Origin of the sequence: Actinophytocola sp., assembly GCF_036002505.1 — a bacterium.
Classification (GTDB): domain Bacteria; phylum Actinomycetota; class Actinomycetes; order Mycobacteriales; family Pseudonocardiaceae; genus DASYTH01.
Genome location: NZ_DASYTH010000419.1, coordinates 42,247 through 56,555, shown reverse-complemented (window position 1 = coordinate 56,555; position 14,309 = coordinate 42,247). Strand labels below are relative to the sequence as shown.

Genomic DNA, 14,309 nt, shown 5'->3' with positions numbered 1-14,309 from the left:
GGGACATTAGCGGACCGCCACCCCCCGAAGCCGCCAACCCCGCCCGGCGTGTCCCGCGTTCAGGTAGCCGTAATCCGCGTTCGCGTAGTCATGGCTCGCGCTCGCGTAGTCATGGCTCACGCTCGCGTAGCCGACTTGCCGGAGGACCGGCGGCAGCACCGTTAGCATGTCCCGCATGTGTAGGGAGTGGACTGCGCCGATATGACCGAAACGATCGACAATCCGATCCTGAACTCGCCGTACGAGCAGCCGGACCGCTACTACGAGATCGCCCGAACGGCCCGACTGGACAAATCCGGGACGGCCGGCGACCGAGCGAGTCCTTCATCCCAATCGCGATCACCAGAAAGGGCAAGCGCGCCAAGGATGAGTTCGAACAGGTCGAGCTCGACTTCGACGCCACCGGGGAACGCCGCGAGCGCAACACCCTGATCAACGACGTCCGCCGGGACCTCGCCAAATGGCGGCGCGGCGGCGAGTACGCCGGCGTCACCCGATCACCCGCAAGCTCCTCCAGCACTGGGCCGACCCGGACCGGGACAACCGCGTGCTGTTCTGCCAGCGCGAAGCCGCCGAGACCGCGATCTTCCTGACCGAGGTCGCCGGCCGCACCCACGGCTACGCCGACTGGCGCACCCGGCTGGAGCCCGGGAACGCGGCACACAACGCTGGCCTGCCCCGGATGGCCCTCAAGATGGCCACCGGCAGCGGCAAGACCGTCGTGATGGCGATGCTGATCGCCTGGCAGACGCTCAACAAGGTGCAGTCATCCCGGGACGCCCGGTTCACCAACAGGTTCCTGGTCGTCGCCCCCGGCATCACGATCAAGGACCGGCTCCGCGTCCTGCTGCCCGGGGACGCCGAGAACTACTACGACCTGCGCGACCTGATCCCCGCCGACCTCAAGGGCGGCCTGGACCACGCCCGGATCGTGATCACCAACTACCACGCGTTCCAGCTCAAGGACGCCAAGGAGATCAGGGGCGTCGCCAAGAACACCCGGCTCCTGCTCAAGGGCGACCGCCGCGAGGACGCGTTCAAGGAGACACCCCGGGCCATGGTCAGCCGGGTCCTGCGCGACCTCGGCGTGACCGGCCCGGACAAGCAGCAGATCCTCGTGTTCAGCGACGAGGCTCACCACTGCTATCAGGACAAGCCGCTCCCCGCCGACACGAAAAGTACGCTGACCGCGGAGGAAAAGGACGCCAACGAGGAGGCCCGCCTCTGGTTCACCGGCCTCCAGGCCGTCGCGAAGCACGTCGGAATCAAACAGATATTCGACCTCTCCGCGACGCCGTTCTACCTCGCCGGCTCGGGCTACAACGAGGGCTACATCTTCCCGTGGACGGTCAGCGATTTCTCTCTCATGGACGCGATCGAGTCGGGCATCGTGAAGGTCCCGCGCACGCCGGTCGACGACGACGCCGCCCACCCGCTGGTCACCTACCTCCGGCTCTGGGACTTCGTCGGCGCCAAACTTCCCAAGCGCGCCGCGAAGGGCAAGGTGGATAACTGGATCCCCGAACCCGAGTTCGAGGGAGCGCTGCGCAGCCTGCACCGTAGCTACACCCGGGCGTTCCAGCACTGGGAGACATCACTTCAGCAGCACGGTGAGACGCCACCCGTGTTCATCGTCGTCTGCCCCAACACCGTCGTGAGCAAGCTCGTCTACGACTGGATCGCCGGCGAGGAGGTCGAGCGGGACGGTGAAATCGTCGCGCACAAGCCTGGCAACCTGGAGCTGCTCAGCAACGTTGTCGACGGCAAGCCGCTGGACCGACCGCGAACAATCCTCATCGACTCGGCCCAGCTCGAGCGCGGCGAGGCCATCAAGGCCGACTTCCGCCAGGCCCTCGGACCGGAGATCGCCGCGTTCAAGGCGGAATACCGGCGCCGCAACCCCGGCGCCGACATCGAGAAGATCACCGACGAGGATCTGCTCCGCGAGGTGATGAACACCGTCGGCAAGAAGGGCAAGCTCGGCGAGCAGATCCGCTGCGTGGTCAGCGTCTCCATGCTCACCGAGGGCTGGGACACCAACACGGTCACCCACATCCTCGGCATCCGCGCCTTCCGCAGCCAACTGCTCTGAAGGCCACATTTGGGGCGTTGAGTGTCCTGAAGGTGGCCTTCGCTCCACCGGGCGGTGTCACACGAGCATCTGTGGTCACAACGGCATCGGGGTGACTACATGGTTGCGCCGACTGGCTCCGATCGGTAATGCTGTCGGGAGCGTCCCGACAGTCCGATGGGGTGGGGTCGATGGACAAACTCTTAGTTGGCCGTTCCCGCACGTCGCATCTGCAATGAAGGTGCTTATCACTGGTGGAGCCGGCTACATCGGCGCGACCGTCGCGTCAGCCTGCCTCGAGAGCGGAGCAACCCGGTCATTCTGGATGATCTCAGGCGCGACCGCCAGCACGGCTCGTGCGCTGACACGGTATCGAGCCCGGACGGATAACCGCATTGTTCGCGATTGCGCTGTGTATTGACGAATCATATCTGGTGCCGGCGATGGCGACGCTGGCCTCGCTGGCTGACTGCCTTCCTCCAGACGAACGCCGGGGCGCGGCTGTTCGATTGCTGACCCAGGACCTGTCGCGACCGCACGTTTCCACGATGGCAGCGTTTGTGCGCCGGCTGGGATTCACCTCATTCGATGTGGAGTGGCGAAAGGCCCCGCACGGTGTTGACATCGTTGAGGGCGCGTCGTACATCACGACAACGACGTACTTGCGATTCCAACTGACTCCGCGTTTCGTCGACCGGCCGTACCTCCTCTACCTCGACGCCGACGTACTCGTGCTCAGCGACATCTCGGCGCCGTTCGCAGGTCTGGACGACGGCCGGGTCGGCGCCGTTCGGGACGAGTTCAACTTCGCCGTCGGTGAGTGCCCGGCGCTTCCCGGACTCGTCGAGCGGTGGCCGACGCTGCGCGGCCGGCCATACTTCAACGCTGGTGCCTTGTGGCTGCGTAGCCATGTGATGCCCGTTGTCCGCGCGGGAGTTGCCGAGGTCATCACGCGGCGACGCCGGTATATCCACTTCAATGACCAGGACGCGCTGAACATGTGGCTGCTGGCCACCTCGCGGGCGGCGGCGGTGGACGCACGCCTCAATCGCTTCGAGCTGGACCGCTTTTTGGAAAAGGGTGACTGGGTCCGGCGAGTAGTTCGGCGCGACCCGCGCTCAAGCGACGTCGGTCTCCTCCACTTCGTCGGGCCCATGAAGCCGTGGCAGAACTCGTGCCCGCGGACCGCGGGCGTCAGGCTGTACAGCGCCTACCTTCGCGACGCGATCCGGCTGCTGCACCGATTGGGGGGGCGAAACATCGGCCTCAGTCGCGACGGCGGCGAACCCGCGTGAGCGCTCCGGGTCTGGATCGGGCGATCGCCGTGGCATGCCAGAACTTCGTGGACACGACCGCGGCACAGGTTACTTGCCTGTCCCGCGCCCCCAGTTCCGGGACCTACCGCGTGCACCTGGACGGCGGGCGGTCGGTCATTGCGAAACTCTACTTCGGCGCCGCCAAATGGAAGGCGACGAAGGAACGGAACATCATCGATTCGCTCTCGAACAACGGTGTGATTCGTACCGCCAGAGTGCTCGGTTACGACCAGCTCGAGATTTACGACGCAACGGTCCTGATCACTTCAGATCTTGGTGAGTGCACCCTGTGGGGCGCGATAGAAGCGGGCAGGTACTCGTATCACGGCGGCCTGAGCCTTGTTGGCCGCCTCCTCGCCAACTTCCACGATATCGACCTCGCGATCACCGCGGCCGACGATGAGCCGCTGGCAACCAAATTTGAGCGGCTCGCGCGGTGGCACCTGTCCATTCTGGACCGTAATCCACAAGACGGCCTCGCTTCGCATGTCGAGCCGGCCCTGGACACTCTCGTCCGCCTCTGCCGGCAGCCGAACCCGCAGATCGGATGCCACGGTGACCTGCACCCCGCGAATGTCGTCACTCAAGTGCGGAGCAATGTTTCGGCCGCACACCTCGTCGACTTCGAGTCGGCGGTGCGCTGCCCGCTCGAGTACGACCTGGCGAAGAGCGTCGCCACCAGCTCGGCCCTCGGAGACCACGACCGGATGGCACTCCTCGCGGGATATGGTGACCGGCGACCGGTGTCCGAAGAGTTGTTGTACGCGTTCGTCGTCTTCCATGTCGTGGACGGGTGGGTGCACGCCGCTCTGCTGGAAGGGCGCGACCGGTCGTTATGGCGCAGCAGGATCGACGAGGTCGTGGCGCGCTATGCACCTCTCTTCCAGTGAGGCCAGCCTCGGACCGCCGAGGTGGGTGGCTGGGTTTGGTTTGGATCGGCTGTGGTTGCAGCGGGTGCAGGTAGCGGTCCGAGGCTGTCCTCAGGGCTCGCGGCTGCGCCGCGACATCCCCTGCTGGTCAGCACTGCGGTTGGTGGCGGACGCTGGGTGTCGAGGTGGTCGTTGTGGCCGAACGGGTTGTCACTGTCCCGGAGATGCTCGACGGGCGGGTGGCGTTGGACATCGAATGCCTGGACCGGGTCTATCTGAACGTCTATGTGCCGAATCTGCAGGTTGGCGGGCAGGTGGTGACGTTCCTGACCCAACACTTGGGCAATCCGATCCCTTCACCGGCGATCTTCGACAAGATCGGGACCGCGTTTCGCAAGTCGGTTGCCCGGTTCGCCCAGGACAACCACATCCCGATCGTGCGGTTCGGCAAGACCGACCGCAAGATCGAAATCATGCGGCCCTACCTGGATCGGCAGGCCCACACCGGCCGGGCCGGGGTGGCTGCGATCGGGGTGGCGCAGGAGTTCGCGTCGGTGTTCACCGCGACCCAACGCCCAGCGTCCAACGGGATCCCGTGGTTTGCCTTCACCAAGGCCGACCGGCGGGTCACCTGCTACTACTTCTACCTGTGGGACCTCGACTTCGGTCCGGCATTCGTCAAGATCTGCGCCTACTTCCCCTACCCGGCCAAGATCTGGATCAACGGACACGAGTGGGCCAAGCGCCAAGCCAGCATGGCCGGCCTGTGCTATCGGGAGCTGTCCAACGGATTCGCCGCCACCGACGACCCGACCGGACTGCAGGCCATCTGCGACCGGCTCGGCCCGGGCACGATCACCGTATTCGCCGAACGTTGGTGGTCGATCCTGCCGCTGCCGCTGACCGACCACGACCGGGCGGCGGGGTACTGGTGGGAGATCTCCATGCGCCAGATCGAGGTGTCCCGCACCCTGGTGTTCGCCGCACCCCGCCACGCCCGAGCATTCTTCGAGGCACTGGTCGCCGATAACCTCGACATCGGCCGCCCCGAACAGGTCGAGCTCATCTTCAACCGGCGCACCCGCGGCCCCACTCCCGCCGGACAGTTCAAGACCAAGGTCGTCACCCGCGGCGTCGAGGTCACCGTCAACGCCTTCTACAAACACTCCCGGATCAAGCAGTACCTCAAGGACGGTCGCGCGCTGCGCATCGAGACCGTGATCAACGACCCGTATGACCTCAGCTGCCAACGCCGCCTGCACAACCTCGACGATCTGCAGACCAAAGCTCGTGCCGCCAACCGCCGACTGCTCGATACTGAACGAGTCGGCCAGGGCTGCGTCCTCGCGAGTCCAGCCCTTGAGCGGATCACGCACCCCACCCTCACTGAGGATGGCAGGAGGGCCCCAGCCCTACGGTTCGGCGACCCTCGGGTCCAAGCCCTGGCCGGCGCCCTCTGCCACACCCTGCTCGCCGTCACCGGCATCACCAACAAGAGCCTGCGCGCCTTGATGACCGGACTGCTCGGCACCAACTACGGCATGAACCAAGCCAGCTACGACCTCGCCCGCCTACACCGCAACGACCTGATTCACCGCGTCGCCGGCCACAACCTCTACACCCTCACCCACGACGGACTGTGCTTCGCGATCTTCTACAGCAAAGTCCACAACCGCGTCCTGCGACCCCTCATCGCCAGCGATCAACCCCAAGCCCCACCCGAACTCCGCGCCGCGCTGCACACCATCGACCGTCACATCGATCACCGACTCGCCCAAGCACGGCTACCTGCCGCCGCCTGAAACTCAGGACAACTGACAAAGACTCAGAGACCAAGGGTCTCTAGCACCGCAGGGGTGGAGGGCTCAGCCCCAACGTGATGACGACCGACCCGGTTCGCTCTCGTCGCGGACATACGTCCCCGCGACCGAGTGCCCCCGGCAGGATTCGAACCTGCGACCTACCGCTTAGGAGGCGGGCGCTCTATCCCCTGAGCTACGAGGGCTGCTCGGACAGGGTAACGGGTCGGGGGTGGGGTTCGTAGCGCGGCGGGTGGGGGTGGTGGGGCAGGATGGCCGGCGTGACGGATCGACGGTTGGTGTTTGACCGGCTGAGTAAGCGGTATGGGGACGTGGTGGCGTTGCGGGAGGCGTCGTTTGACGTGCGGCCCGGCGAGCTCTTCGGGTTTGTGGGGAGTAACGGGGCGGGCAAGACCACGGCGATGCGGATCGCGTTGGGGGTGTTGGCCGCGGATGAGGGCGTGGTGTGGTGGGACGGGGCGCCGATCACGATGGAGACGCGGCGGCACATCGGGTACATGCCGGAGGAGCGGGGGCTGTATCCGAAGATGAAGGTGGGGGAGCAGCTTGTCTACTTGGCGCGGTTGCATGGGCTTTCCCCGACTGCCGCGGAGCGGTCGATGGGGGAGTGGACGGAGCGGTTGGGGGTGGCGGGGCGGCGGGACGACGAGGTGCAGAAGCTGAGCCTGGGGAACCAGCAGCGGGTGCAGCTGGCGGCGGCGCTGGTGCATGATCCGGCGATCCTCGTCCTTGATGAGCCGTTTTCGGGGTTGGACCCGATCGCCGTGGACGTGATGAGCAACGTGTTGCTGGCGAAGGCGGCGGAGGGTATCCCGGTGGTGTTCTCGAGCCATCAGCTCGACCTCGTCGAGCGGCTGTGTCACCGGGTGGGGATCATCCGCAGTGGACAGATGGTGGCGGTCGGCACGGTTGACGAATTGCGGGCGGGGGCGACCACCCGGCTCGTGGTGGATGCGCCGCAGGCCGGGCCGGACTGGGCGGACGCCCTCCCCGGCGTGTCGCTGGTCGGGTGGGAGGGGCACCGGGTGGTGCTGGAGCTGGCGCACGGGGTGGACGACCAGGTGGTGCTGCAGACGGCGCTGGCCACCGGGCCGGTGCGGGAGTTCACCCGCCGGCAGGCCTCGCTCACCGAGCTGTTCAGCAACGTGGTGAGCAGCAACGGGGAACAGCCGTGAACGAGGTCCGGTTGCCGCCGGTCCTGGCGGTGCAGCTGGTCGCGGCCCGTGAGGTGCGGACGCGGTTGCGGTCGAAGGCCTTCCGCATCTCCACTGCGGTCACCTTGTTGCTGCTCATCGGGTTCGCGGTGGTGATGAAGCTCGTCGGCGGGGGAGCGGACGCCACGGTCGGTGTCACCGGTGCCAGCACCGCGCTGCAGCAGCCCCTGGAGGCGAGCGCGAAGGCGATCGGGATGAGCGTGGCGACGAAAACCGTCACGGACGAGAGCACCGGCCGGACACAGGTGGCGGACGGCGACCTGGACGCGCTCCTCGTCGGCGACGGCCAGAAGATCCGGGTGGTGGTGAAGAAGCAGCTCGACGGCAAGCTGCGCAACGCGCTCAACGTGCTGGCCGGCCAGCTTGCGCTGAACCAGGAGATCACCCGGCTCGGCGGCGACCCCGGCCAGGTCGACGCGGCGGTCGCGGGCGCAAGCGTCGACGTCACGTCGCTGGAGCCGCCCTATCCCTACCAGCCGCAGCAGCTCGTGCTGGGGTTCATCGCCGGCGTCCTGATCTACATGGCGTTGCTGATCAACGGGCAGTCGGTGGCGCAGGGTGTGGTCGAGGAGAAGTCCAGCCGCGTGGTCGAGTTGCTGCTGGCCACGATCCGGCCGTGGCAGCTGATGGCCGGGAAGGTGGCCGGCATCGGCCTGGTCGGGCTGATCCAGATGACCGTGATCGGCACGGTCGGGGTGATCGCCGGATTGATCATCGGCGTGCTGACGATCTCGGTGTCGGCCGCGTTCAGCACGGTGATCTGGCTGCTCGTCTGGTTCCTGCTCGGCTTCGTCATGTACTCGCTGGTGTTCGCCGCACTCGCCGCGCTGGTCTCCCGGCAGGAGGACGTCGGCGGGGTGATCAGCCCGGTGCTGATGGTGCTGGTGCTGGGCTACGTGCTGGGCGTGTCGATCCTGCCGAACGACCCCGGCAACCGGCTCTGCGAGGTGCTCTCGGTGATCCCGGTGTTCGCCCCGACGCTGATGCCGATGCGCCTGGCCATGGGCGGCGTGCCGGCCTGGGAGGCGGCGCTGGCCGTGCTGCTGGTCGTCGCCGCGATCCCCGTGATGGTGTGGCTCTCCGGCCGGATCTACCGCAACGCGGTGGTCCGCAGCGGGGCGCGGGTCAGGCTCGCCGATGCCCTGCGGCCGGCGTGACGGCGAACTACGGTGTACCCAGCAGGTTAACGCCTGTTCATGTGAATCAACCGAATACGGTGCGCGAATGGGTAGAATCCGACCGTGGTCAGTCCTGTGAGGCGTTGGTGATCAAGGTAATGCTGGCGGACGACGAGGAGCTCGTCCGCTCGGGGCTCCGGACGATCCTGTGCAGCGCCGGCGACATCGAGGTCGTCGCCGAGTGTGACGACGGGGTCTACGTCGCGGAGCTCGCCCGGCAGCACCGGCCGAACGTCGTGCTGCTGGACATCAGGATGCGCACCTCGGACGGGCTCTCGGCGCTGCGCCGGCTGCGGGCCCTGCCGGAGCCGCCGGCCGTCGCCATGCTGACCACGTTCGATGTCGACGAGTACGTTCAGGAGGCGCTGCGCGTCGGGGCCAACGGGTTCCTGCTCAAGGACACCGAGCCGGTGCAGCTGATCAAGGCGGTGCGCGACCTGGCCCGCGGTGGTGCGGTGCTGGACCCCAAGGTGGCCGCGCGGGTGCTGTCCGTGGTGGCCGACGGCGCGCGGGCCGCGGAGCCGGCCCGCCGGCTGCTCTCCTCGCTCTCCGAACGGGAGCGCGAGGTGGTCACGCTGATCGGCCAGGGCCTGTCCAACGCCGAGATCGGCAACGAGCTGCACCTGTCCGAGGCCACCGTCAAGGGTTACGTCTCCGCCGTGCTCGGCAAGATCGGCGCGGTGAACCGCGTCCAGGCGGCCCTGGTCGCCTACCGCGGCGGCCTGATCGCCTGACCCGGGTAGCGAAACGATCACAGGTCTGGTGGCTCGGGTCGCCCGGGGTTAACGTGCCTCGTGACTCTCCGGAGGGATGGGCGAGCGATGAGCGACAAATTCACCAGGCGAGACGTCTTCCGCACCGCGGGGCTCGCGGCGCTGGCGGTGTCCTCGGCGGCCGCGTGTGCCAGCGAGGAGGGGGGCGCCGGTCCGGGCGGTGCGGCCCCGCCGGCCACCGGGGCGCCGACGGAGACCTTCCAGGATCCGGCCAGCAAGCTATCCGGTGACCTGAAAATCCTGCTGTGGAGCCATTTCGTGCCCAGCCACGACACGTGGTTCGACAAGTTCGCCAAGGACTGGGGTGCCAGGGTCGGCGTGAACGTGGTCGTCGACCACGTGGACCAGGCGCAGATCCCCACCCGGATCGCCGCGGAGATCCAGGCCGGGCAGGGCCACGACGTGATCCAGTACATCGCGACGCTGTCCCAGTACGAGCCGAGCGTGCTCAACGTCAAGGACCTGGTGGACGAGGCGAGCAAGCGCTGGGGCCAGCAGCTCGAGCTGTGCCGCAAGTCCAGCTTCAACCCGGCCACCGGCAAGTTCTACTCGTACTCGCCGGGCTGGGTGCCGGACCCGGGCAACTACCGCAAGTCGCTGTGGGAGCCGGTCGGCTTCCCGAACGGGCCGACCACCTGGGACGACCTGCTCAAGGGCGCCACCGAGATCAAGAAGAGCAAGAACGTCCAGCTCGGCCTCGGCATGTCGCAGGAGATCGACTCGAACATGATCCTGCGCGCGCTGATGTGGTCGTACGGCGCCTCGGAGCAGGACGAGCACGAGAAGGTGGTGCTGAACTCGCCGGAGACGGTGGCTGCGGTCGAGTACATGACGAAGTTGTACAAGGATTCGATGACGCCCGAGGTGTTCTCCTGGAACGCCGCGAGCAACAACCAGGGTCTGGTCGCCGGCAAGCTCTCCTACATCGTCAACTCGATCTCGGCGTGGCGTACCGCGCAGGGCCAGAACCCGACGGTGGCCGACGACGTGTTCTTCGTGCCGGCGCTCAAGGGCCCGAAGGCGGCGCTGGCCGCGCAGCACGTGCTGTACAACTGGATCATCCCGAACCACGCCAAGGGTGTGGACGCGGCCAAGGAGTTCCTGCTGCACTACACCGCGAACTTCGCCTCCGCCACGTACAACTCGAAGCTGTACGACTTCTGCGCGTGGGACAAGCTGACCCCGAGCCGCAACGCGTGGCTGGCCAGCGATCCGTTCGGTTCGAAGCCCGCGGACAAGCTGAAGTTCCTGCAGGACGCGCTGCCGTGGAGCACGAACATCGGCCACCCCGGGCCGGCCAGCACGGCGATCGGCGAGGTGTTCAACACGTTCGTCATCCCCAACATGTTCGCCCGGGCCGCCCGCGGGGAAGCCTCCCCGCAGCAGGCGGTCGCGGACGCGGAGAAGCAGGTGAAGGCGGTCTTCGACAAGTGGCGGGCCGCGGGCCTCGTGGGCGGCTGACATCATATGGCCGTCGTTGAGGTCCGGGACCTCCGCAAGCATTTCGACGGTGGTCAGGTGCACGCGATCGACGGCGTGGACCTGACCGCCGCGGACCGGGAGTACCTGGTCCTGCTCGGCCCCTCCGGCTGCGGCAAGACCACGCTGCTGCGCACGATCGCCGGGTTGGAGGAGCCGACCAGCGGCGAGGTGCTGATCGACGGGCGGGTGGTCACCGGGCTGCCGCCGCGGGTCCGCAAGATCGCCATGGTGTTCCAGAGCTACGCGCTCTACCCGCACAAGACGGTCCTGGCCAACATCGTGTTTCCGTTGCGGGCGGCGGGAATGCCGGCCGAGGAGCGGGAGCGCAAGGCGCGCTGGGCGGCCGGGCTGCTGGGCATCGAGCCGCTGCTCAAGCGCAAGCCGCGGCAGCTGTCCGGTGGGGAGCGGCAGCGGGTGGCGCTGGCCCGGGCGCTGGTCCGCGAGCCGCACGTGTTCCTGCTGGACGAGCCACTGTCCAACTTGGACGCGAAGCTGCGGGCCAGCGCGCGGGACGAACTGAAGCGGTTCCAGGACGAGATCGGCATCACCACCATCTACGTCACCCACGACCAGATCGAGGCGATGGGCCTGGGTGACCGGATCGCCGTGCTGGAGGGCGGAAAGGTGCGCCAGGTCGGCCCGCCGGTGGAGATCTACGACAACCCGGCGGACACGTTCGTGGCCACGTTCATCGGCTCGCCGCCGATGAACCTGGTGCCCCGCAACGGGCATCTGGTCGGCTTCCGGCCGGAGCACCTGCTGCCGGTGGAGAACGTGCGCGACGACGACCGGGCCACCATGCCGCTGGCGGTGGACCGGATCGAGTACCTGTCCGGGGACCGGCACGTGTACGGCACGGTGACCCGGATCGGCGAAGAGACTCGGGTCGTCGCCCGCCTTCCGTCCACCGTGGACACACCGATCACGGCCGGCGAGACGCACGAGTTCGCCGTGCACGGCAGCAGGTTGCGGTTCTTCGACGCGGAGAGCGGGCTGGCCGGCGAGCCGGTCAGGATCGGGAGCTGAGCCGTGGCCACCGCCACCGAGCTGGAAACACCGACGCCGGTACCCGGTCAGGAGCACCCGGTGCGGCGCCGGTTCGCCGACCGGGACGGCGTGCTGGCTTGGGTGTTCCTGCTGCCCAGCGTGGTGTACATCATCGCGCTGGTGGCGCTGCCGTTCGGCCTGGCCATCGCGTTCTCGCTGTCCGACGTGACCGCGGGCGACCCCTCGTTCGACTGGGTCGGGTTCCGCAACTTCTCTCGCGCCTTCGACGATCCGGTGTTCTGGCGGTCCCTGGGCAACACGCTGGTCTTCACCGGCGTGTCCATGGTGCTGATCGTGGTGTTGGGCAAGGTGCTGGCGAACATTCTCATCGCCGACTTCAAGGGCAAGTGGGTGGTCCGGTTCCTGGTGCTGCTGCCATGGACCACGCCGGTCGCGCTGTCCTCGATCTCCTGGCTGTGGCTGCTCGACTCGATCTACTCGCCGATCGACTGGCTGCTGCGGCTGGTCGGCGTCCTCGGGCCCAACGAGAACATGTACTGGCTCGGGCAACCGAACCTGGCGATCGGTTCGGTGATCGCGGTGCACGTGTGGCGGCTCACCCCGCTGGCCGCAGTGATCATGATCGCCGGGCTGGTGGCGATCCCCCGGGACATCGACGAAGCGGCCAAAGTGGACGGTGCCGGCTACTGGCGGCGGATGTTCGAGATCACGATCCCGATGGTGCTGCCGGTGGTGGCGGTGGCCGCGCTGTTCGGCGCGATCTTCACGTTCACCGACGCGGCCGTGGTGCGGGTGCTGACCCGCGGCGGTCCCAACGACTCCACCCAGGTCCTTGCCAGCTGGGCGTTCTATCGCGGCATCGAGGGCGGTGACGTGGCCCAGGGGGCCGCGGTGGCGCTGTTCCTGTTCCCGCTGCTGCTCGCCGCCGCGGTCGCGATTCTCCGGGTGGTTCGCCGGATCGAGGTGCGCTGAATGACCACTGTGGACAGTACAGGCACGGTGCACGCACTGCGGCGGCGCTACGAGCGGCAGCACATCGCCCGGCGGATCGGCGTGTACCTGGCCGCGATCATCGCCGCGCTGGTGTGCGCCGGGCCGTTCCTGTGGAGCCTGATCACCGCGTTCAAACAGAACCGGGACCTCTACAACCCGGAGAACAACCCGTTCGTCTTCAACCGGCCGCCGACCCCGGACCACGTCAAGTACCTGTTCACCGACACGGCCTTTCTCACGTTCGCCTGGAACACGTTCTGGGTCGGCATCCTGGTCGTGCTGATCACGCTGGTGCTCGGGCTGCCCGCGGCGTACGCGCTGGCCCGGCTCGACCGGCCGTGGTCCGGCCCGCTCGGCATCGGGATCTTCCTGGTCTACCTGGTGCCGCCGACCCTGCTTTTCCTGTCCCTGTCCCGAGTCGTGGTCGCCGTCGGCCTGCAGGACTCCACCTGGTCGATGGTGCTGGTCTACCCGACGATCACCGTCCCGGTCTCGATCTGGCTGCTCATGGGCTTCCTCAAAGGAATCCCGCGGGACATCGAGGAGCAGGCCATGGTCGACGGCTACAGCCGCCTCGGCGCCTTCCTGCGCGCCGTGGTCCCGCTGGTCTTTCCCGGCATCGTGGCCGTCGTGGTGTTCGCCTTCACCCTCACCGCCAGCGAGTTCATCTACGCCCTGGCGTTCGTCTCCCCGACCGACGCGATGACCGTCAGCATCGGCGTCCCCACCCAGCTCGTCCGCGGTGACGTCTTCTTCTGGCAGTCCCTGCAGGCCGCCACGGTCCTCGTCGCCGTCCCGATCGCCTTCGTGTTCAACCTGTTCCTGGACAAGTTCGTCGCCGGCTTCACCCAGGGCGCGGTCAAGGGCTGACCTGGCCGGTGCCGTCCGGCGAGTCGCGCCACTGTTCGAACGGGCGGTCCAGGCACCAGCGTTTGCCGTCGTGGCTGAGGATCCGCAGCGCACAGTGGTCCGGATTGGACAGTGACTCGAACAGCGCGATGCTCCAGGAGAACATCCGGCGGCAGAGCAGACGCATGGTCAACCCGTGGGAGATCACCAGCGCGGTGTCCGGGTGGTCGGGGTCCGTCTCCACCCGCTGCTCCAGCTCGCTGAGGAAGCTGGCGACCCGGTCGTCGACATCGGCGCCGGACTCGCCGTGCGCAGCCGGTAAACCCTGTCGCCTCGCAGGCTCGGCGACAGGGCAGTGCTCAATGATTCGCTCGCAAGCTCGCGAAAATGAAGTGGCCGAAGTCGTGCCGTCTCTGCTTCTGTATCTCCTGCTCGACCGGGTCCTGCAGGTTGCCCCAGTCCTGCTCGCGCAGGCGCGGCTCGGGCACGGTCCGCTCGGTCAGGTCGCCGAGCTCCAGCAGCTCGAGCGTGCGCACCGCACGGACGTACGGGCTGACGTAGGCGGCGACCGGTTCGCCGTCGAGCAGCGCGCGCACCACCGGGCCGGTCGCGCGGGCCTGCTGCTCGCCGAGGGTGGTAAGGGGTAGGGCGTGGTCAGGGATGCGGGTGTAGGCCAGCTCGTCGACGTTGCCGAGGCTCTGCGCGTGCCGGAGCAGGATGATCTGCACCGCACTAT

12 protein-coding genes, 1 tRNA gene and 1 pseudogene are annotated in these 14,309 nt (G+C 67.4%); 11 read left to right on the top strand and 3 right to left on the bottom strand.

Annotation, left to right across the window (positions count from 1 at the left end):
• Positions 1-6: 6 nt before the first annotated feature.
• On the bottom strand, positions 7-177 hold the full coding sequence (locus VGR06_RS37100; RefSeq protein WP_327563889.1) for a hypothetical protein: 171 nt from the start codon (positions 175-177) through the stop codon (positions 7-9).
• Positions 178-460: 283 nt separating this feature from the next.
• Between VGR06_RS37100 and VGR06_RS37095 the strand changes: the two genes are divergently transcribed.
• The 4 genes from VGR06_RS37095 (at position 461) to VGR06_RS37080 (ending at position 6,058) form a co-directional block, all read left to right on the top strand.
• On the top strand, positions 461-2,092 hold the full coding sequence (locus VGR06_RS37095) for a DEAD/DEAH box helicase family protein (RefSeq protein ID WP_327563888.1): 1,632 nt from the start codon (positions 461-463) through the stop codon (positions 2,090-2,092).
• A gap of 374 nt (positions 2,093-2,466) precedes the next feature.
• Positions 2,467-3,366 carry a glycosyltransferase family 8 protein gene (locus VGR06_RS37090; RefSeq protein WP_327563887.1) on the top strand — a complete coding sequence of 300 codons (900 nt, stop codon included), beginning with the start codon at positions 2,467-2,469 and terminating at the stop codon, positions 3,364-3,366.
• A gap of 47 nt (positions 3,367-3,413) precedes the next feature.
• Positions 3,414-4,277, top strand: coding sequence for an aminoglycoside phosphotransferase family protein (locus tag VGR06_RS37085; protein WP_327563886.1), 864 nt, complete (start codon positions 3,414-3,416; stop codon positions 4,275-4,277).
• A 173-nt stretch (positions 4,278-4,450) separates the two neighbouring features.
• A complete protein-coding gene (locus VGR06_RS37080; protein WP_327563885.1) occupies positions 4,451-6,058 on the top strand; it encodes a hypothetical protein in 1,608 nt (535 codons plus the stop codon).
• Positions 6,059-6,188: 130 nt separating this feature from the next.
• On the opposite strand, the gene VGR06_RS37075 is transcribed toward VGR06_RS37080, so the two are convergent.
• Positions 6,189-6,261, bottom strand: a tRNA-Arg gene (locus tag VGR06_RS37075).
• 75 nt (positions 6,262-6,336) lie between these two features.
• On the opposite strand from VGR06_RS37075, the gene VGR06_RS37070 reads away from it, so the two are divergent.
• The 7 genes from VGR06_RS37070 (at position 6,337) to VGR06_RS37040 (ending at position 13,594) form a co-directional block, all read left to right on the top strand.
• Positions 6,337-7,251 carry an ATP-binding cassette domain-containing protein gene (locus VGR06_RS37070; protein ID WP_327563884.1) on the top strand — a complete coding sequence of 305 codons (915 nt, stop codon included), beginning with the start codon at positions 6,337-6,339 and terminating at the stop codon, positions 7,249-7,251.
• On the top strand, positions 7,248-8,447 hold the full coding sequence (locus tag VGR06_RS37065) for an ABC transporter permease (protein WP_327563883.1): 1,200 nt from the start codon (positions 7,248-7,250) through the stop codon (positions 8,445-8,447). The genes VGR06_RS37070 and VGR06_RS37065 overlap by 4 nt, the downstream gene beginning before the upstream one ends.
• 107 nt (positions 8,448-8,554) lie before the next feature.
• A complete protein-coding gene (locus tag VGR06_RS37060) occupies positions 8,555-9,202 on the top strand; it encodes a response regulator transcription factor (RefSeq protein ID WP_327563882.1) in 648 nt (215 codons plus the stop codon).
• Positions 9,203-9,289: 87 nt separating this feature from the next.
• The gene (locus VGR06_RS37055) at positions 9,290-10,702 is read left to right on the top strand and encodes an extracellular solute-binding protein (protein ID WP_327563881.1); all 1,413 of its coding nucleotides are present in this window, start codon (positions 9,290-9,292) and stop codon (positions 10,700-10,702) included.
• 6 nt (positions 10,703-10,708) lie between these two features.
• Positions 10,709-11,749, top strand: coding sequence for an ABC transporter ATP-binding protein (locus VGR06_RS37050; protein WP_327563880.1), 1,041 nt, complete (start codon positions 10,709-10,711; stop codon positions 11,747-11,749).
• 3 nt (positions 11,750-11,752) lie between these two features.
• A complete protein-coding gene (locus VGR06_RS37045) occupies positions 11,753-12,703 on the top strand; it encodes a sugar ABC transporter permease (protein WP_327563879.1) in 951 nt (316 codons plus the stop codon).
• Positions 12,704-13,594, top strand: a complete 891-nt coding sequence (locus VGR06_RS37040) for a carbohydrate ABC transporter permease (protein ID WP_327563878.1) — start codon at positions 12,704-12,706, stop codon at positions 13,592-13,594. It abuts the gene before it with no gap.
• On the opposite strand, the pseudogene VGR06_RS37035 reads toward VGR06_RS37040, so the two are convergent.
• Positions 13,584-14,301 (bottom strand): annotated as a pseudogene (locus VGR06_RS37035) (histidine phosphatase family protein). The gene VGR06_RS37040 and the pseudogene VGR06_RS37035 overlap by 11 nt on opposite strands.
• Positions 14,302-14,309 lie beyond the last annotated feature (8 nt).

What these genes read in the sequence shown, in the direction of transcription:
- VGR06_RS37100 (WP_327563889.1), bottom strand. Translation starts at nt 177, where the DNA reads ATGCGGGACATGCTAACGGTGCTGCCGCCGGTCCTCCGGCAAGTCGGC.
- VGR06_RS37095 (WP_327563888.1), top strand. Translation starts at nt 461, where the DNA reads ATGGCGGCGCGGCGGCGAGTACGCCGGCGTCACCCGATCACCCGCAAG.
- VGR06_RS37055 (WP_327563881.1), top strand. Translation starts at nt 9,290, where the DNA reads ATGAGCGACAAATTCACCAGGCGAGACGTCTTCCGCACCGCGGGGCTC.
- VGR06_RS37050 (WP_327563880.1), top strand. Translation starts at nt 10,709, where the DNA reads ATGGCCGTCGTTGAGGTCCGGGACCTCCGCAAGCATTTCGACGGTGGT.
- VGR06_RS37040 (WP_327563878.1), top strand. Translation starts at nt 12,704, where the DNA reads ATGACCACTGTGGACAGTACAGGCACGGTGCACGCACTGCGGCGGCGC.